The following is a 20166-nucleotide window of genomic DNA, read 5'->3' as shown; positions in this document are numbered from 1 at the left end:
TAAGAAGTACTTTCTATGGATTTTCAATTGAAGAGTGATCAGGATCTAATCCATCTATATATTGCCGGCGACGAAGCGGGGCTGGTGGAATTGATCAGACGATATCAAACAAAAATATATACCTCCATTTACCTGCTGGTAAAAGACGAATACTTAGCCGAAGATATTTTTCAGGACACCTTTATTAAGGTGATAAATACCCTGAAAGCCGGGAAGTATAACGAAGAAGGTAAATTTTTGCCCTGGGTAACCCGTATTGCGCACAATTTGGTCATTGACCATTTTCGTCGCGAAAAACGTGCTCCTATGGTAAGTAATGGCGACGACTTTGATATTTTTGAAGTGCTGGGCAATTACGATGAAAGTACCGAAGACCGTATGGTACGCGAACAAACCCATAAAGATCTTAAAACATTGATACAGCTTTTGCCGTCAGAGCAAAAAGAGGTACTAATTATGCGCCACTTTGGTGATATGAGCTTTAAGGAAATTGCAGATATTACTGAAGTAAGCATCAATACCGCGCTGGGGCGTATGCGTTACGCGCTTAATAACCTGCGTAAAATGATGCAAAGCAAGGAAATGAGCCTTAAAAATTAAGCCATTTTTCAGTCGTAATTAGGTTGTTGAAAATATTATTTGCTCATTAGGTAATTTTTATTTGCTCTGCAATAAAAATTTTAATTAGGTAGCATCCAATCATTCAATGAGTTAATAACGAATGAATCTATTATTAAATAAAAAAATTTCATTTAATTTTCATTTAACAAAATATTATCTTTAAGCCACCGTTATAAATCATATAAAATTTATTACAAAATAAGCTTATGGATGAAACCTCTACTACGATGTTAAATGGAATTGCTAACCAAGCTCTAATGGACAAGAATGGACAAGAAAATCTGGATGCTGACGATTTGATTTTTTACAATTCAATTCGTACTAATTTGGACCTTTTGAACAAAAAACCAAAGGTACAGACTATACATCAGATACTTGACTACTCAAAAAGCTTGCGTTAAGTATTTTAAACTTACTGGTTCATAGATCATAATTGTTGATTAAGGTTGATGTTTTGCAAATGGCATAAACCCGTATCCGATAAATGATTTATGAACCTTTCTATTTATATTGATTCGTAACTATTAGGTGTCAATCATACATATTATAATATATGTATACCCTATATGTATACCTCGTTCCGCTATGATCAATTGAACCATAAACATCACTACAAATTAAAGCATGCTTAAGGCCGAACGTTATCGCCATTTTGTCGACTATTTTTCAAAACAACAGCCAAACCCTGTTACTGAACTTCATTATAACAATCCGTTTCAACTGCTTATAGCGGTAATACTATCTGCACAATGTACTGATAAGCGCATAAACCAGGTAACTCCAGCCTTGTTTGAACGTTTCCCAACCCCGAAGGATCTTGCTGCTTCCACCCCCGAGGAGGTTTTTACCTACATACGTAGTGTAAGCTATCCGAACAATAAAGCCAAACATTTGGTAGGTATGGGTAAAATGCTGGTAGAGGTTTTTAATGGCGAAGTACCATCTGGTATTGATGACCTGCAAAAAATGCCGGGTGTGGGTCGTAAAACGGCTAATGTTATTGCCTCGGTGGTGTTTGAGGCGCCTGCCATAGCGGTTGATACGCATGTTTTCAGAGTATCAAACCGAATAGGACTAACTACCAATGCCCGTACACCACTGGCCGTTGAAAAACAACTAACAGAATATTTACCCCAGGATGTACTGGGAGTGGCCCACCACTGGCTCATATTACATGGCCGGTATATTTGTGTGGCCCGCAGCCCCAAGTGCGAAATTTGCCCGCTAACCTGGTTTTGTAAATACTACGAACGCAACAATACCGAAGCGGCGCTACTGAGGGCCGAGGCTGCTAAGATCAAAAAAGCGAAAGAGGCTAAAAAGAAAAAGGCCTTGAATGTAATAAGTAAAGAGTTGAAGAAGCGGAGTGTGGATAAAGATATTTGATTGGTATTGGTAAGTTGATTAATTTCAGAATTAAATAAGCCTAAAGCGTCATTGTGAGGAACGAAGCAAGAAGCCCCCTCTAAATCTCCCCCAAAGGGGGAGACTTAAAAAGTATTTTAAAGCCCTCTCCAAAGGAGAGGGTTGGGTGAGGCTTCTTGCTTCGTTCCTCACAATGACGATCGAATAAAGAAATTACTAAAAAAATTAGTATTTTAAAATAAAACATTTATATTTGTTGAAGATATTTATAAGATGAGCGCAGACAAAAACAATTCAGATAAATTGAAGGCATTACAGCTTACGTTGGATAAGCTGGAAAAATCATACGGAAAAGGTACCATCATGAAATTGGGCGACTCCGTTATTGAACCTACCGAAGTAATATCAACAGGCTCATTAGGGCTTGATATAGCTTTAGGGGTTGGCGGCTTACCTAAAGGAAGGGTTATTGAAATATATGGCCCCGAATCATCTGGTAAAACTACACTGGCTATACACGCCATTGCCGAATCGCAAAAGAAAGGTGGCATTGCTGCATTTATTGATGCGGAACATGCTTTTGACCGTTTTTATGCTAAAAAATTAGGCGTGGATGTAGAGAACCTGCTGATCTCTCAACCAGATAATGGTGAACAGGCACTTGAAATTGCCGATAACCTGATCCGCTCTGGCGCTATTGATATCCTGGTTATTGACTCTGTTGCTGCGTTGGTTCCTAAAGCCGAAATTGAAGGTGAAATGGGCGACTCGAAAATGGGTCTGCATGCACGTTTAATGTCGCAGGCACTGCGTAAATTAACTGGTACCATCAGCAAAACAGGATGCTGCTGCATATTTATCAACCAGCTGCGTGATAAAATTGGTGTAATGTTTGGTAACCCCGAAACTACAACCGGTGGTAACGCCCTTAAATTTTACGCTTCGGTACGTTTGGATGTACGCCGTATATCACAAATTAAAGATACTGATGAGGTATCAGGTAACCGTGTTAAGGTTAAGATCGTTAAAAATAAAGTTGCCCCTCCGTTCCGCATAGCCGAGTTCGACATTATGTTTGGCGAAGGCATTTCAAAAGCAGGCGAGATCATTGACCTGGGTGTTGAGTACAACATCATTAAAAAAGCAGGTTCATGGTTTAGCTACGGCGAAACCCGCCTGGGCCAGGGCCGCGATGCAGTTAAACAACTGATACTGGATAACCCTGAACTAATGGAAGAACTGGAAAACAAAATTAAAGAAACCGTTACCGGCGAACATTTAGCCGAAGTATAAAAGGATTTTTAAGGTCGTTTGATCTAAAAACTTTATTTACAAAAAAGCCTCTCATTTGGGAGGCTTTCTTGTTTTCAACGTCGTTTAAAAATGTTCCCTGTCATGCTGAACGCAGTGAAGCATCTATTAGCCATCATTCAAAGCTTAACAACAGATCCTTCGTTCCTCAGGATGACAAACTTTTAGCGTGGCATATCATCATTTTCAGCCTCTTCTTTGGCCTCCTCGATTTTTGATCCGGCACGATTACGCTCAAAAAATCTTTGCATTTTTTCAATTTGCCTGCGCCGGTTAAAAAACTCATCAAGCAGGTAGGTTGGAATAAAGCAAGCTATCCAAATAGCTATAGTTGTTGGGGTTGAAAGTTCTGCTTCAAAAACAACAGGTGAAGATCCAATGAGTATAACTGATATAAAGCCTGCCCATGAATAATAATTGGCTTGTTTTAATTTTAATAAGTAGCCATCCTCTGCAAAATTCCGCCTAAATGCATAGGTTAGAAGCGGGAACCAGATAAAAAAGAAAAGATTTTTTTGTAGTAGGTTAAGATCATCAACAATGTTTCTTTTTACAAAAGTGGTTACCTTTTCTACCTGTTTATCTTTATAACTTTTAACGTCATCTTCGGTTATATTTCTGCTTGAGAGCTCCTGAATAGCAACAGTTACAGCAAGTTCTGTATAATCAAATTTGTTGTCAATAATTTCCATCAGCTTATCGGGTGACAGCGTCGCGTATTTTTCCTGGAGTTCTTCTTTGGTGATCATGCGTAATAAGGTTGCGGTTTAACTCAAATATAAGGTTTGCTAAATACTTTAAATGATTGTACCAAATGTTTTGCAATTCAATAAGGCGCAAATTAAGTCCTGTGCTAATTTTGCCATTATCTTCATCTATAAGTAATAAATAAAAACACCCCAAATCAATAGCTCAATAATTAATATATTAGCTTTAAATGAATAAATGGGCCTTATTGCTGCTTTCTGTACTGCTAATTCAACTCACGGCCTGTCATACTAATACTCCCGGTTCGCATAAAACTGTTTTTAACATCAATCTGGAGGAGGGCCTTACTTCGCTTGACCCTGCCTTTTGCCGCAACCGTTATACCATTTGGATGGATAATCAGATTTTTAATGGCTTGGTGCAAATCAATGATAGCCTTAAAGTAACTACCTGCATAGCCAAAAGCTGGGATATATCGGCCGATGGGCTTTTGTACACTTTTCATTTACGTAACGATGTGTATTTTCATGACGATCCGCATTTTGCAGGGGGCGTGGGCAGGAGGGCGGTAGCTGCTGATTTTGTTTACAGCTTTAGCCGCTTGATCGACCCTAAGGTTGCCTCGTCCGGCTCGTGGATCTTTAGCGATAAAGTAGAAGGCAAAAATGCCTTTACCGCACCCAACGATAGCACCTTCCGGATCAGGCTTAAACAGCCATTCGCGCCTTTTTTAAGCATGCTCACCGCGCAGTACTGTTCCGTTGTACCCAGGGAGGTAGTAGAGTTTTACGGCAAGGATTTCAGGAGTCATCCTGTAGGCACCGGTCCGTTTAAATTTAAATATTGGAAGGAAGGCGAAGTACTGGTATTAATGAAAAATGAAAAATACTGGGAAAAGGATAATAAAGGTCAACGCTTACCTTACCTTGATGCGGTTAAAGCCACGTTTATTGCCGATAAGCAAACCTCGTTTTTAGAGTTTATAAAAAAGAAACTCGACTTTTTGAATGATATTGACGGCAGCTATCGCGATGATATTTTAACCAAATCGGGCAGGGTAACGCAGAAATATAAAGGGAAATTTATTTTAAATACTGCCCCTTACCTCAACACCATGTACCTGGGTATATTGGTTGATACCAACCTGGCCATAGTCAAAAAATCGCCCCTGCGGATACTAAAAGTGAGGCAGGCTATTAATTATGCTATCGACAGGCAAAAAATGATGAAATACCTGCGCAACAGCATGGGCACGCCCGGCTATGCGGGTTTTATTCCTGAAGGGATGCCGGGCTTTAGCAAGCATTTAAAAGGATATACCTACGATCCTGAGAAAGCCCGCCAGCTACTGGCCGAAGCCGGTTTCCCTGATGGCAAGAACCTGCCCGAAATTTCACTGGCTACCACGGTAGGTTACCGGAGTTTGATAGAATATGTACAAGGCCAGCTGGATAGGTTAGGGATTAGAACCAGTGTGGAGATTACCCAGGGAGCCAGCCTGCGCGAGCTGGTATCAAAAAACGGTATCAACTTTTTTTATGGCCAATGGATAGCCGATTATCCTGACGGTGAAAATTACCTGTCGGTTTTCTACTCCAAAAACAAGATCCCTTTTGGGCCCAATTATACCGGCTTTAATAATAGAAAATTCGATGCACTGTTTGAGCAAACCTACCACGTAAAAAACGATACTGCCCGTTATGCCCTGTATCAACAAATGGATGGTATTGTTATGGAGCAATCGCCAGTGGTAGTGCTATACTATGATAAACTGGTAAACCTGTACCAAAATAATATCAGCGGCTACAGTTTAAACGGTCAAAATTTACTGGTGCTGAAGAGGGTGGTGAAGGCCCCCTAACCCCCTGAAGGGGGAATTCTTGATTTGCTAAAATATATTTCCACTTGCGCTCGTTTGCAACGAGTGCTTAACATGGTTTTGCGATTGTATCGCTTCTGGTAATACTATTCGCGTTGTAAACGCTGACACATATTAAGCACTCGTTACAAACGAGCGCAAGAAGTAAACCAAAAAAGCCTCCCCAAAAGGGAGGCTTTAAAATATTTAAATCTGAAATCGACAATCCGATATCCGAAATTAATTAAGAAGCCATTTGCTTGCGGATGATGTTCAGCGCGCCGCCGGCTTTAAACCACTCAATTTGCTGAGCGTTATAAGTATGATTTACCGCGAACGAATCAACAGAGCCATCTTTATGGTTTAATACTACGGTTAACTGTTTGCCCGGGGCAAAAGTAGTTAAGCCATTGATGTCGATAACGTCATCTTCCTGTATTTTATCGTAATCGTTGGTATCAGCAAAAGTGATACCCAGCATACCTTGTTTTTTAAGGTTGGTTTCGTGGATACGGGCAAATGATTTTACCAGTATGGCACGTACGCCTAAGTGACGAGGCTCCATAGCCGCATGCTCACGTGATGAACCTTCGCCATAGTTTTCGTCGCCTACTACTATAGTGCCTATGTTATGCGCTTTGTAATCGCGTTGGGTGGCAGGTACCGGTCCGTATTCGCCGGTTATTTCATTTTTAACGCTATCGGCAGTATTATTAAAATAGTTAATGGCACCGATCAGCATGTTGTTTGAAATATTATCCAAATGACCACGGAACTTTAACCACGGACCAGCCATAGAGATATGGTCGGTAGTACATTTACCTTTAGCTTTAATTAATAGTTTTAAACCTTTAAGATCAATGCCTTCCCATGCCGCGAACGGCTCCAACAGTTGCAGGCGCGATGATTTTGGATCAACAAGTACCTGAACCTGGCTGCCATCTTCGGCAGGGGCCTGGTAGCCGGCATCCTCAACAGCATAGCCTTTTACCGGCATTTCAATACCTTGTGGCTCGTCAAACTTAACCTGCTCGCCAAGTTCGTTGGTAAGGGTATCAGTAAGCGGATTAAAGGTAAGATCACCTGCTATAGCAAACGCTGTAACAATTTCTGGTGATGCTACGAAAGCGTGAGTATTAGGGTTACCATCCTGGCGTTTAGCAAAGTTGCGGTTAAACGAGGTGATGATAGAGTTTTTACGGGTAGGATCGTCAGTATGACGGGCCCATTGACCAATACATGGTCCGCAGGCATTAGCCAATACCACACCGCCCATTTGACCAAAAGTATCCAGGTAGCCATCACGGTCAACAGTGTAACGTACCAGTTCTGATCCTGGTGTGATGGTGAACTCTGCTTTAGTTTTTAATTTTTTATCGATAGCCTGTTTTGCAATAGATGCAGAGCGGGTAATATCCTCGTATGATGAGTTGGTACAAGAACCTATCAAACCAACCTCTAATTTAGTAGGCCAGTTGTTTTCCCTAACCGCGGTAGCGAATTTAGAGATAGGCCATGCCAGATCAGGAGTAAACGGACCGTTTACATGTGGTTCCAACTCAGACAGGTTGATCTCAATCACCTGGTCAAAATATTGTTCAGGATTAGCATACACCTCATCATCGCCGGTTAAGTGTGCTGCAATAGCATCGGCAAGCTCGGCAATATCACCGCGTTTGGTACCTTTCAGGTAAGCAGCAGCTTTTTCATCATATCCAAAGATAGAAGTGGTTGCGCCAATTTCGGCACCCATGTTACAGATAGTACCTTTACCTGTGGCAGATAGTGAACGTGCACCTTCGCCAAAATATTCAACAATAGCACCGGTACCACCTTTTACGGTAAGGATACCTGCTACTTTAAGTATAACGTCTTTAGCTGATGTCCAGCCTGATAATTTACCAGTTAATTTAACACCAATCAGTTTAGGGAATTTAAGCTCCCATGGCAAACCTGCCATTACATCGCAGGCATCGGCACCACCAACACCAATAGCAACCATACCTAAACCACCCGCGTTAGGCGTGTGTGAATCGGTACCGATCATCATACCACCCGGGAATGCATAGTTTTCTAAAACAACCTGGTGAATGATACCTGCACCGGCTTTCCAGAAACCGATACCATATTTATCAGAAACCGAAGCCAGGAAATCATAAACCTCACGGTTTACATCAATAGCTGTATTTAAATCGGCAACGGCGCCAATTTTTGCCTGTATCAAGTGATCGCAATGCACGGTAGACGGAACTGCAACCTGCGGACGGCCAGCCTGCATAAACTGCAGCAGGGCCATTTGCGCTGTAGCATCCTGCATAGCCACACGGTCTGGTGCAAAATCAACGTAATCTACTCCGCGGCCAAATGCTTTTTGAGCATCGCCTTCAGAAAGGTGGGCGTATAATATTTTTTCGGTTAAAGTAAGATGTTTACCAGTCGCTTTGCGGGCAGCATCCACACGGGTGCTGTAGCGGTCGTAAACTTTTTTGATCATATCTAAATCAAAAGCCATTTGTATTTGATTTTTAGGTGAAAGTAAAAGAATTGACACTAAGTTCATTGAGTTGAACGTAGTGCGGCGAATTTACAAAAATTACAGGTAAAAGCTGTCAGTCAATTGTGTAAATGTTATTTGGAGATATTCTAAATAGGGTGCCCCTAACCCCCTGAAGGGGGAATGCAGCCGGCATAGCACCAACTGTTCTACTTCCCGCTCACCACTATTAGTTTATCATTGCTCCCATTACTTGTTATAATAAATACCTTGCCATCCGGTGATATGGCAACATTACGCATGCGGCCGTATTTGTTTTTATAAAAGGTGTTCACGCTTTCTACTTTGTCGCCAGCTGAGTTTAGTTTTAGCTGCAGTAATTCCGAATCTTTTAGTACGGCTAACAACAATGAGTTTTTCCATTGCGAGATAGCTTCTTTATTATAGTAGTCGATGCCCGATGGGGCGATAGTAGGTGTCCAGCCCTGGATTGGTTCAACTACATCGTTTGCTGCACAGAAGGATTTCTCTTCATTAGTGTTGCAATAACCCTCTACATTAGGCCAGCCAAAGTTTCGCCCTTTTTGGATAATGTTGATCTCGTCGTCAGTCGCGTTACCATGTTCCGAGCTGTAAAGCCGGTCGCCAACAAAAACAAGTCCCTGGGAGTTACGGTGACCGTAACTCCAAACAGCACTGCCTGCTATTGGGTTATCCGTGGAGATACTGCCATCCAGGTTGATGCGCTGAATTTTACCTGCCGGATTGTTTTTATCCTGCGCTCTTAATGATTCTGAAGCATCGCCGCTGGTTATAAAAAGTTTTTTATCGGGAGAGATGGCAAGGCGGGTTCCGTTATGAATACTGGCAGCAGGAATGTTATCCAACAAAACCACAGGATTGATCAGGGTTCCGCCGCTGTAAGTAAACTTTACGATCTTTTTAATATACGTGCCGCTTTTGTCATAATTATAAGCCACAAAAACCTCGGGTGTGGTAGCAAAATCGGGGTGTAAGACCATACCAAGTAAACCTCCTTCTCCACGTGAAACCACATCGCTAATGTTTTTTATGGGGGTAATGGCGCCTGTAACCGGGTCTATACTACTTATTTTGCCGCCGCGTTCGGTTATCCATAACTTATTATCCGGCCCCCATAAAACCTCCCATGGGAATGTTAATTTATCAGTTAAAACTTTGTCGGTTAATGCTGAATCGTTGCCAGGTGTATCAGGTGTATTGGTGCTTTTTGGGCTTTTTTTACAGGTGCTAAATAATAAAATACCCGCTAAAACCGCTAAGGTTATCCATGCTCTCATCTACGTATTATTTAGTGGAGTAATAATTGAATAACAAGGTTTTATGTGAATTGTTGTTGTTTGATAGCTTAGCTGCTGGAGCCGGTAAGCCCTATCCCATATTATCTATACAATTTGGTGATTGACCGGGCTTAGTAAATAAAAACTAATACAACCCCCTTCAGGGGATTAGGGGGCAAAACTCATATCCTGCCTTACTCCAAATCTCCATCGCCCTGGGCAAAACATATTTCACCCTGTCAAACGCTTTCAGGCTATCGTGAAAAACCACCATCGAACCGGCTTCTGTATGTTTCATTACATTTTTTAAGCAAGCTTCGGGGGTAAGATTTATGTCGAAGTCGCCGCTAAGCACATCCCACATCATAATTTTAATATCGGGCCGGGCGGCTTGCAGGTCTTTGATCTGGCGTTTTTTTATCCGGCCGTACGGCGGCCGAAAAAGCGGGGTATTCAATATTTTATCAGCCTGCAAAAAATTATTCAGATAAGTTTCATTATCAGTTTTCCAGCCTTTTAAGTGATTGTAGGTATGGTTGCCTATAGCGTGGCCGCCCGTTATTAATTGCTTGAAAATATCAGGATGTTTGTTTACATTATCCCCGATACAAAAAAAGGTGGCTTTGGCATTATATTGTTTTAAAATATTTAATATGTGTGTTGTAACAATTGGTATAGGTCCATCGTCAAAAGTGAGATAAATGCAACGGTTAGTTTGGTTTATGTTCCAAATTAGTTCAGGATATAGTTTTTTGAGCAACCAGGGTGTTTTAACCAAATACATATTAAAATATAGGTGTTAAATGTTTTATTTTAAAAAATAAACGAAAATGAACATTGCAAGGTAATCATCAGTTGCTTACCATTGTATAGAAAAACTTTATGAAACCAACATTATCACTACCCATTAAAACATTCCTCATTGGCACATTCCTGTTTTCGGTACTTAGTTTTAAAGCTAATGCACAGGAAGTAATAACGTTACAAAAAGCAATTGACCTTGCGCTTGAGCGTAATTTAACTATCAAGCAGGCGCAATTTACCGAGGCTTTATCAGATGAAGACCTGAAGCAAGCAAAAAACAATCAATTACCCAATTTAACTGCGGCTCCACAGGGAGGATTTAATTTTGGCCGTAATATTGACCAGTCAACTTACCAGTTCATTAATCAGCGTATCCTTCAGTTTTATGGAAACATTTCTTCCCAGGTCACACTATTTCAAGGTGGGCAGTTACGTAACCAGATAATCCAAAACAAATTAACGCTTGATGCTAATAAAACAGCTACTACTAAAGTTAAAAACGACCTGGTGCTAAATGTGGTTACCACTTTTCTTCAGGTATTAACCAACCAGGACCTGGTAAAAGCATCACAACAGCAAATTGATATCGCAAAACTAACTTTAGACCGGGCCCAGAAAAATTTTGATGTAGGTAACCAAACGTTGGCCGATCTTTCGCAAGCCAAAGCCCAGCTATCAACCGCCGACCTGAATTATACCAATGCCGAAAATCAGCTGGAATTATCAATGCTCACCTTAAAACAATATATGGAAATGAGCCCGGCCATTGACATATCAGTGGAGAAACCGGATATCAGCAAGTTGACTGATATAAAAACAATTTACGATCCGCAGGATGTATTAAAAACGGCATTGGGTGTAAACCCGGATGTGTTGCTTGCCGAAGCTCAGCAACGGACAGCCGAACAAGCCATAAAGGTTGCTAAAGGTACTTATTACCCAACTGTTAGTTTAATAGGGCAGGCAGGGTCTAATTTTTCGGATGCGAAAAATACGCTTGCCTCGGCAACTGCTAACGGAACATTAACTCCGATAGGATTTGTGCAAAATACACAACAGGTTGTTGTGCAACCAGGCTTTACACAAGTTTTTAAGAGCAATCCATTTTTTACGCAATTGAGCGATAACTTTAACCAGGCAATTGCCATAAGCTTACAAATACCTATTTTTAACAGGTTTAGCTCACGCACACAGGTACGTAAGGCAAAAATACAGGCCCAAAATGCACAGGTAGGCGCACAACTGGCCCGTAATAATCTGAGTAAAATTATTTACCAGGCTGTATGGGATGTAAAGGCGGCCGAAAAGAAATACCAATCGACTATGCAAACCTACCAGGCTAATAAGGAAGCTTTTAATATTACGCAGCAACGTTTTACAGTTGGTTTAGTAAACTCACTTGATTATAATACCTCATTAACCAACCTTAATAAATCACAGTTTGACATGATAGAGGCACAATATCAGGTTATTTTCAGGAGTAAAGTGATTGACTATTACCTGGGCAATCCAATAACATTATAATATAATAAGTAAGCTAAATTTTAAACATTAAATAAAAAATATCCAAACGCATAGTCATGGGAAAAACTACTAAATATATTTTGATTGGCCTGGGAGCAATAATCGTATTGTACGTAATAGCCAGGGTTGCCGGTCTGGTTGGTAAACCCCCTTTAACCCAGGTAGCCACTGAAAAAGCCGATGTGCGTGAGGTTAACGAAACCGTATCGGCCAGTGGGAAAATAAAACCGCACATAGAAGTTAAAATTAGCCCTGAAGTATCGGGCGAGGTGGTTGAGCTGCCTATAAAAGAGGGTGATGTAGTTAAGAAGGGTCAGCTGCTTTGTAAAATAAGGCCTGATATATTAAAGTCGGGTTTTGACAGGGCAGTAGCATCATACAGCACTCAAAAAGCAAGCGTGGGTAATTCCCAACAAATGCTTAAGCAATCGGAGGCAACCTTTAATAACCAGGCTGCTATTTATAAACGTAGTAAGGAGTTGTATGATAATAAGGTGCTTACCGCATCTGAGTATGATAACGCCAAAGCAAGTTATGAGGGTGCCAAAGCAGCTTTAGAAGCTGCCAAGCAAAATGTAGTTGGCGCGCAATTTGGCCTTGCCCAATCATCAGCATCGGTTAAAGAAGCCCAGGACAACCTGGCAAAAACAACTATTTATTCGCCGGTTGATGGTGTGGTATCTAAGCTGTCGATAGAAAAAGGTGAGCGTGTTTTGGGTACCCAGCAATTTGCAGGTACCGAGATCATGACCATATCTGACTTGAGTAAAATGGATGTAAATGTTGATGTGAATGAAAACGATATTAACCGCATTTCATTAGGCGACCCTGCAAATATTGAAATTGATGCCTTTTTAGGTAAAAAGTTTACCGGTGCGGTAATTGAGATAGGAAGTTCGGCCAATGTGGTTGGTACTACTGCCGATCAGGTGACCAACTTTACAGTTAAAGTACGCATCGATGCAAACTCATACGCAGGATTGCTTAAAAAAACGGTAGATAACCCGTCTCCTTTCCGCCCGGGATTAACTGCCACGGTTGATATTAATACAAACCATGTTAAAGGCTTATCGGTTCCAATACAATCGGTAACCACAAGGGATGAGAAAAAAGATGCTGCCGCCAGCTCACCTGCAAAGGATGATAGTAAGAATAAACCACAGATCAGTGCACCAGCAAAAGAGTATGTGTACGTTTATACTGCCGGCAAACTAAAACAAGTACAGGTAACCACGGGTATTCAGAACGATACCTATATTCAGATCCTGTCGGGATTAAAAGGTGGCGAAGAAGTGGTTTCGGCCCCTTATGCAGCCATATCAAAAATCCTGGCCGATGGTATGAAAGTTGAAAAGGTTGATAAATCAAAGCTGTTTAACGCAGAAGCTAAGTAACAGCAGGAGAAAATATATTTAACAACAAAGCCGTAGCCTTAAAAGGTTGCGGCTTTATTGTTTTTATAATTAAACGCGTCAAGAGGCCTCACCCAACCCTCTCCATAGGAGAGGGCTTCAAAATGCTTTTTAAAGTCTCCCCCTTTGGGGGGAGATTATTCACATTATTATTATTTATTTTTTGTGTTCATGATGGCTCCGCCGTTTAGAGGGGGCTTCTTCTTCGCTATGCTCAGGATGACAAGGTGGTGGTACCCTGCAAGCTCAGCACTGCCTGGTTTAAAAAGTTTGGGATGAGTGTATGCTGGGTATATGTTATTTTATCCGGATCATCCAGGTGTTCCAGCATTTCACGATATTTTACTTCGCCGTGTTCGTTTATTACTTCGTCCTTTTTTTCTTCCTTTAATAAAAGTGCTTTCATGCCATTGGCATCTGCTTCGGGGTGAAACTGGGTGGCAAAAAAATAATCGTTATAGCGGATGGCCATCATGGCACGGGGCATATCAATATGCGGACGTTCCTTTTCAATAGCTACCAGTTGCATGCCCAGTTCCTTAAACCGTTTTTCATCGGGATTAATCACCTGCCAGCTTCGTGAGTCAACCGCGTAAAACGGATTGGCAAGGCCCTCCAAAATGGGGTCATTTGCACCGACCGGAGTTTGGTTCACGGGCAACACACCAAACGATGGTGAGTAGCGCATATTGATATCGCCCAATTTGTAATGGCGGCACATGAGCTGGAAGGAGTGGCATACAAACAAGACATGTTTTTTATCGGCGTGGTTTGACAGGTTGTAGTCTTCCAGTTTATTAATCAGCCTGAAATATTTCTTTTCCCACTCGGTACCTTCTGTAATCAGCGGATCGCCGGGGCCACCGCTTGAAATATAAATGTCAAAATCTGTCCTTGGCATTTCGCAGCGACGGCGCACATCAAATATGCGGTAACTTAAATTTAAATTGTGCTGCGCTTTATACCTGTTCAAGATATCCTGGAAACCACGCATCCCCTCGTTTGCTATCCCATCGTACAGGTCAAGAATCGCTACCCTGATTTCCGGTTTATTTGTTGTCATTATTTATAATCCCTTTAATGTTTGCGAGGTAATGTAGTCAACCACGTCTTCAAAGTTATTATTTTGATGGTAAACGGCCAACTGCCTGTCGGCGCCGGTACCATGTTCCAGTATTTTGTGTACGTATTGCAAGTCATCGCGCGAGCCAAGCTCGTCAACCACATCATCAACAAAATCTAACAGTTCCAATACCAGTGAGCGGGTGTTCACTTCCATTTCCTTACCAAAGTCAATCATTTTACCGTCGATTCCGTAACGTGCCGCACGCCATTTGTTTTCGTTGATAAGCGCGCGCGAGTAGGTAATAAACTTCATGTTTTGCTGCCGCAGTTTATACAGTTTGGCGCATAGGGCCTGGAACAACGCGGTAAAGGCTATGGTTTCATCAACCAACATAGGGCAATCGCAAATGCGGAACTCAATGGTTTCAAAAAAGGGGTGTACACGAATGTCCCACCAGATTTTTTTGGCATTATCAATACAATTGGTTTTTACCAGCAGTTTGATATAATTATCGTATTCCTCAATACTGCTATAATAATCAGGGATGCCGGTGCGTGGAAACTTGTCGAACACCTTGGTACGGAACGATTTAAAACCTGTATTGCGACCTTCCCAAAAAGGAGAGTTGGTTGATAGCGCATAAACATGCGGTAAAAAATAGCGTACCTGGTTGGCGATATGTATAGCCATATCCCGCGACTGGATGCCCACATGCACATGCAAACCAAAAATAAGATTGGAGCGGGCAGCCTCCTGCATCTCATCAACAATTTCAAAATATCGTGGATGATCAGTGATCAGTTGGTGCTGCCAGTGCGAAAAGGGGTGCGTGCCCGATGCGCCAATACGCAAGCCGATATCGCCCGCCAGCTGGGCCACCGTAGTGCGTAATTTGCTTACCTCTTTACGGGCTTCCTGGGTATTGTGGCAAATATGGGTGCCCACTTCCACCATGGCCTGGTGCATTTCGGCCTTTACCTGATCCTCATGGATCTTTTGGGCGCTATCCACAATTCTTTGCTCATGCGATTTTAGCTCCCTGGTAACAGGGTCAATCACCATAAATTCTTCTTCAACACCTAAGGTAAACTCGTTCATAATTGGTTAGTATTACATTTTATGCCCTTGCCTGTGAAGCCACAAACGATGGGAAAATATCATGTCATGCTGAACTTGTTTCAGCATCTCATTTGCAAATTGTGAACAGGAAATTCGTCTGTCCCGTGAGATGCCGAAATAAATTCGGTATGACATGAGTGTATATTATTTCTTTGCCACTTTTTTAGGCTTCTCCTTCGCTGCTTTCTCTTTAACAAGCTTCACCACCTTCTCCTTCTTTACTTTTCCCTCAGCCTCTATCCCATGATCAACTTTTCCTACAGAAACATCATCTTTAACTGGTTTAACGCTTACATTTACCAGCGGTGTTTTGGCAGCCGATGTTTTTACATACTCGCCCCAGGTTAGGTTATCCAGGCCGTCCTTTTGGCTTTTGGCTCGTTCAATAGCGTAATCGGCGGCGGTTTCAACTACCCATTCAAAGTTTTCCTGACCCACACTGGTCACCTCAGCATCGGGAGCGGGATTGCAAAAATCAATAGCATAAGGTATGCCATCGCGAATAGCAAACTCAACCGTATTAAAATCGTAGCCCAAATACTGATTCAGTTTTATAACATAGTTTTTAATCGTTTCCAGTATTTTTTTAGATGCCGGGGCTTTACCATGTTCATAACGCAAATGGTGCGGGTTGCGCGGCTCATACTGCATAATACGCACGTGTTTGCCGCCTATGCAATAACAACGGAAATAGTCGTCGAATACTACTTCTTCCTGCAGCATCATTACGTACTGTTTGGTTTTATCGTAATTTTTAAAAAAATCAGCGCGATTGTTCAGCTGGTAAACCTCTTTCCAGCCGCCACCATCAAATGGTTTCATATAGGCCGGGAAACCGATGTAATTAAATATACCATCCCAATCTAAAGGGTAAGCCAGGTTGCGGAAGGATTTTTCTGTAGTATCATCGGGCAGTTCTTTTGATGGCAGGATCACTGTTTTGGGTACTGGTACACCCAATTTTACAGCCAGCGCGTTGTTGAAAAACTTTTCGTCGGCACTCCACCAAAAGGGGTTGTTAATTACCGCCGTACCACAAATAGCAGCGTTTTTCAGGGCTGCGCGATAATACGGCACATCCTGCGAGATCCGGTCGACGATCACAGCGTAGTCCAGCGGTTCGGCTTGCATCACCTTATCAAGGCGTACAAACTCTGCCGAGATGTTTTTCTCTGCCTTTTGATTGATACGATCAACAAATGCCTGTGGAAATGAATTTTCCTGTCCGAATAAGATGCCTATTTTTTTCATGGTAGATGGTATGATGTTTTTAGATGGTATGATGTTTTTCAGTTGTCAGTTCGGGTTTATTTAACTTTATTCAATAACTCAATAACTCAATAACTCAATAACTCTCTAATTCAATAATTATTTAATGGTTGATAAATAATGCGAAAACATTTCTTTCCATATCGGCCAGTCGTGACTGGCATTCGGGCGTATATCCAGCCAATGGTTAATGTTTTTTTGAGCCAAAATGTTTGATAGTTGTAAATTATATCCTTTGCAAATGTCATGTTCTGATGTGCCGAGGATAATATTCATTTGCCATAGTTCATGCTGGTTGCTGCCGGGTAAAAAATCAACCGGATTATTATAAAATATATCATCATTATAAAAACCATCGGTAAACATTTTAATATCAAAAGCGCCGCCCATGGTAAACAGATGCGCCACCTTCTCCGGGTGTTTAAAGGCGAAGTTGGCCGCATGGTAGCCACCAAAACTGCAACCTGCCATAGCTACCTTACCCACACCGGTTTCGTGCATGGCCCAGGGTGCCAGTTCGTCGAGCAGCATTTTATCGTACCAGGTATAGTTGCGGGCGCGGTCGGCAGGGGAAATGCCTTTATCGTACCAACTGCGATCGTCAATGGTATCGGGGCAGTATATTTTAACCAAGCCTTCATCAATAAACCATTTTACGCTATCTATCAGTCCGAAATCCTTGTTTTGGTAATAGCGCCCCTTTGTTGTCGGGAACAGGATCACCGGAAAACCCCTGTCGCCAAATACCAGCATTTCCAGGTCGGTGTTTAAGTTTGGCGAGTACCAGCGGTGATATTTTTCGGTCAAAATAATGGGTTTTGGTTTCTGATTGTAAGTTAAGCGGTTTGATTGAAAAAGGCAACAGTCTGATAAATTAATAGGTTAGCATAAAAAAGCCTCACCCTACTCTCTCCAAAGGAGAGGGTTCAAAAATAAAGTCCTCTCCTTTGGGAGGATTAGGTGAGGCTAAATATCCCAAAAAATGAAAAGTATTTTTACTTTTGTGCCCTTTAAAAAGGAGACAAAGATGTACTGGGGCTGGGCTGAAATTGAAATGACGATCACCGAAAAAAATATAACTATAAACTCCGAACTGCTGAACAGGGAAGTTACCTGCACGCTTTTAATGCCTGATGAAGAGGAACTGACCGAACCGTTAAGTTTGTTATTGCTGAACGACGGCCAGGAGCTGGGTAACCTGGAACTAAGAGCAACACTGGAGCAGTTGTATAGCACTAACCGTATAAAACCGCTGCTGGTAGCGGCCATACATGCCGGTGAAGACCGCATACAGGAATACGGAATTGCCGGTAAACCCGACTTTAAAAAACGCGGCTCAAAGGCCGATATTTATACTGAATTTATTGTAACCGAATTGCTGCCGCAGATTAAAGCGCAAACCGGTATCAGTGATTTTGAAACTACTGCTTACGCGGGATTTTCATTAGGCGGATTGTCGGCCTTTGATATTGCCTGGAACAATGCTGATGTGTTTGATAAAGTGGGCGTGTTCTCCGGCTCGTTCTGGTGGAGGGGGAAAGATCTGGCCAAGGGTTATACCGATGCTGACCGCATCATGCACTCGGTTATTAAAAGTACCGCGGAGAAACCTGATCTTAAATTTTGGCTGCAAACCGGTACTAAGGATGAAACAACCGACCGCAATAAAAACGGTATTATAGATGCCATTGATGATACTATCGACCTGATCAAAGCTTTGGAGGATAAAGGCTACACCCGCCCTGCCGATATACAATATGTGGAAGTGGTTGGCGGCAGCCATGATACCGCAACATGGGCCAAAGCCATGCCTAAGTTTTTGAGCTGGGCTTTTGGGAGGTAGGGAGAAAGAAGATATCACCCACCATGTCATTTCGATGAGCAGTGGGCAGGATGTGTGATGGGGCGAAGAGAAATCTTGTATACCATGTATTTCACATGTTCTGTACAGGGCGTATAAGATTTCTCACCCTCCCCTTGCTTTGGCCACCTCATGAGGGTTCGAAATGACATGACTTATTTAGGTCAACAATGTGGAATCACAATTATTATGTCTATATCACTACTAACCCAGGGAAAACAGTGTTGTATGTTGGGGTTACAAATGATATAAGCGTCAGATTGCGTCAGCATAGGGAAAACAAAGGCACTCAAAAGTCATTCACCGGCCAGTACTACTGCTACAATTTAGTTTACTATGAGCATTTTTCACATATTGAACATGCTATTGAAAGAGAAAAAGAAATTAAGAAGTGGCGTAGGGAGAAGAAAAATGATCTGATAGAATCCATAAACCCTAATTGGATTTTTTTAAACGATCAGGTAGGCGATTAGCGCCTAACTATAAAACAAACCATGTCATTTCGATGAGCGGCGGTGGAGTTGTGTGGTAGGGCGAAGAGAAATCTTACACGCTTTGCAATTCATGTTGTATAAGATTTCTCACCCTTACCCTGCTTTACCCAACTCAGAAGGGTTCGAAATGACACAGCTTTGAATATAATGGCAAATTTAAAAGAATACCCACCTTACGATCAATGCGTTAAATATTTACACGGAACATTAGGCGATGTATAATCTATCCCGTACGCGTGTTTAATAAGCAGCGACACTACATCGGTTATAGTTTTTTCTTTACGGTGCATTTGTGGCAATAAGCCCATCATGGCGTAACTTATGGGGTTTACTGCCGGGATAAATGTTTCCCATTCATACCCCTTGCCCCATATCAGGCCTTTAACGGTATGGGTTAAGTCGGCTTTGTTTTCCAATAAAAAATGCAGCATCGATGCCGAGTTATTACTGTTTTGATTAACCGTATGAAAAATGGGGGTATGTCCGCCAAAGCCATGCTCATCCAAACCGGCCTTCTCGTTTACATCAGCCCCATATTGTACAAGGAGCTGTGCACAGGCCAGACTATTATATTCGGCACAGAAATGCAACAGTGTACCCCCGATTAAGGGAGTATAGGTATTGTTAAATAAGGCGTATGTTTTGGTTATGGCCGCTGCAGGGGCATCACTGATAGCAGCCTTTAATTTTTCGGCATCATCAATTAAAACAGAGAGCAGCGCTTTATCTTCAAAATCCAACCCTGCATCTATAAAAGCCAGTATGCAATCCCTGAAACGGGGAGTACGGGTGTACATTTCGACCATCTTAGTAAAAACTGGCTTTCCTTCCTGTACATCATTGGGGTTACCACCCTCTTCAAAATACCTGCGTATCCCGGCAACGGAATGCACTTCCATATCATAAAGTAACTGTACGTAATCAGGCATGACTATGTGAAA

General features: G+C 42.0%; 17 protein-coding genes. 8 read left to right on the top strand and 9 right to left on the bottom strand.

The features are described 5' to 3' along the window. The first annotated feature begins 15 nt into the window (after positions 1-15). The 3 genes from M2273_RS23470 to recA all read left to right on the top strand — a co-directional run bounded on the left by M2273_RS23470 (position 16) and on the right by recA (position 3279). A complete protein-coding gene (locus M2273_RS23470; RefSeq protein WP_429400219.1) occupies positions 16-600 on the top strand; it encodes an RNA polymerase sigma factor in 585 nt (194 codons plus the stop codon). Between the two features lie 645 nt (positions 601-1245). Beyond that, positions 1246-2007, top strand: coding sequence for an endonuclease III (gene nth / locus M2273_RS23465; protein ID WP_429400218.1), 762 nt, complete (start codon positions 1246-1248; stop codon positions 2005-2007). 252 nt (positions 2008-2259) lie between these two features. Next, positions 2260-3279: a recombinase RecA gene (gene recA / locus M2273_RS23460; protein ID WP_429400217.1), complete on the top strand. Its 1020-nt coding sequence runs from the start codon at positions 2260-2262 to the stop codon at positions 3277-3279. 182 nt (positions 3280-3461) lie between these two features. Here recA and M2273_RS23455 read toward each other — a convergent pair whose 3' ends face one another. Continuing rightward, positions 3462-4046 (bottom strand): hypothetical protein, encoded by a 585-nt coding sequence (locus M2273_RS23455; RefSeq protein WP_429400216.1) that lies wholly within the window; start codon positions 4044-4046, stop codon positions 3462-3464. A 188-nt stretch (positions 4047-4234) separates the two neighbouring features. Here M2273_RS23455 and M2273_RS23450 point away from each other — a divergent pair, with 188 nt between their 5' ends. Beyond that, positions 4235-5866 (top strand): ABC transporter substrate-binding protein, encoded by a 1632-nt coding sequence (locus M2273_RS23450; RefSeq protein ID WP_429400215.1) that lies wholly within the window; start codon positions 4235-4237, stop codon positions 5864-5866. Between the two features lie 241 nt (positions 5867-6107). Here the strand turns inward: M2273_RS23450 and M2273_RS23445 are convergent, their stop codons facing one another. The 3 genes from M2273_RS23445 to M2273_RS23435 all read right to left on the bottom strand — a co-directional run bounded on the left by M2273_RS23445 (position 6108) and on the right by M2273_RS23435 (position 10460). Further along, positions 6108-8375 (bottom strand): aconitate hydratase, encoded by a 2268-nt coding sequence (locus M2273_RS23445; protein ID WP_429400214.1) that lies wholly within the window; start codon positions 8373-8375, stop codon positions 6108-6110. 191 nt (positions 8376-8566) lie between these two features. Continuing rightward, positions 8567-9676, bottom strand: a complete 1110-nt coding sequence (locus tag M2273_RS23440) for a PQQ-dependent sugar dehydrogenase (RefSeq protein ID WP_429400213.1) — start codon at positions 9674-9676, stop codon at positions 8567-8569. Between the two features lie 160 nt (positions 9677-9836). Beyond that, positions 9837-10460 carry a polysaccharide deacetylase family protein gene (locus tag M2273_RS23435; RefSeq protein ID WP_429400212.1) on the bottom strand — a complete coding sequence of 208 codons (624 nt, stop codon included), beginning with the start codon at positions 10458-10460 and terminating at the stop codon, positions 9837-9839. A gap of 98 nt (positions 10461-10558) precedes the next feature. On the opposite strand from M2273_RS23435, the gene M2273_RS23430 reads away from it, so the two are divergent. Both M2273_RS23430 and M2273_RS23425 read left to right on the top strand, forming a co-directional pair. After that, entirely contained in the window at positions 10559-12004 is a 1446-nt protein-coding gene (locus M2273_RS23430; RefSeq protein ID WP_429400211.1) for a TolC family protein, read from the top strand. Positions 12005-12060: 56 nt separating this feature from the next. Then, complete coding sequence (locus M2273_RS23425) at positions 12061-13398, top strand: efflux RND transporter periplasmic adaptor subunit (protein ID WP_429400210.1); 1338 nt, start codon at positions 12061-12063, stop codon at positions 13396-13398. A 232-nt stretch (positions 13399-13630) separates the two neighbouring features. Here the strand turns inward: M2273_RS23425 and M2273_RS23420 are convergent, their stop codons facing one another. From M2273_RS23420 to M2273_RS23405, 4 genes are all read right to left on the bottom strand, one after another. Continuing rightward, positions 13631-14479, bottom strand: coding sequence for a type 1 glutamine amidotransferase (locus tag M2273_RS23420; RefSeq protein ID WP_429400209.1), 849 nt, complete (start codon positions 14477-14479; stop codon positions 13631-13633). A gap of 3 nt (positions 14480-14482) precedes the next feature. After that, positions 14483-15580 (bottom strand): carboxylate-amine ligase, encoded by a 1098-nt coding sequence (locus M2273_RS23415; RefSeq protein WP_429400208.1) that lies wholly within the window; start codon positions 15578-15580, stop codon positions 14483-14485. Between the two features lie 165 nt (positions 15581-15745). Next, complete coding sequence (locus M2273_RS23410) at positions 15746-16852, bottom strand: ATP-grasp domain-containing protein (protein WP_429400207.1); 1107 nt, start codon at positions 16850-16852, stop codon at positions 15746-15748. Positions 16853-16969: 117 nt separating this feature from the next. Then, positions 16970-17677: an esterase family protein gene (locus M2273_RS23405; RefSeq protein WP_429400206.1), complete on the bottom strand. Its 708-nt coding sequence runs from the start codon at positions 17675-17677 to the stop codon at positions 16970-16972. Positions 17678-17852: 175 nt separating this feature from the next. Between M2273_RS23405 and M2273_RS23400 the strand changes: the two genes are divergently transcribed. Together M2273_RS23400 and M2273_RS23395 are read left to right on the top strand one after the other, a co-directional pair. After that, positions 17853-18713 (top strand): alpha/beta hydrolase, encoded by an 861-nt coding sequence (locus tag M2273_RS23400; RefSeq protein WP_429400205.1) that lies wholly within the window; start codon positions 17853-17855, stop codon positions 18711-18713. Positions 18714-18901: 188 nt separating this feature from the next. Then, the gene (locus M2273_RS23395) at positions 18902-19204 is read left to right on the top strand and encodes a GIY-YIG nuclease family protein (protein WP_429400204.1); all 303 of its coding nucleotides are present in this window, start codon (positions 18902-18904) and stop codon (positions 19202-19204) included. 200 nt (positions 19205-19404) lie between these two features. Here M2273_RS23395 and M2273_RS23390 read toward each other — a convergent pair whose 3' ends face one another. Next, a complete protein-coding gene (locus M2273_RS23390; RefSeq protein WP_429400203.1) occupies positions 19405-20154 on the bottom strand; it encodes an ankyrin repeat domain-containing protein in 750 nt (249 codons plus the stop codon). Between the last annotated feature and the right edge of the window lie 12 nt (positions 20155-20166).

The sequence above is a fragment of the Mucilaginibacter lappiensis genome (assembly GCF_050433765.1).
Taxonomy (GTDB): domain Bacteria; phylum Bacteroidota; class Bacteroidia; order Sphingobacteriales; family Sphingobacteriaceae; genus Mucilaginibacter; species Mucilaginibacter lappiensis_A.
Note: the sequence above shows the minus strand (reverse complement) of the source record. Positions and strands in the feature narration are given on the sequence as shown.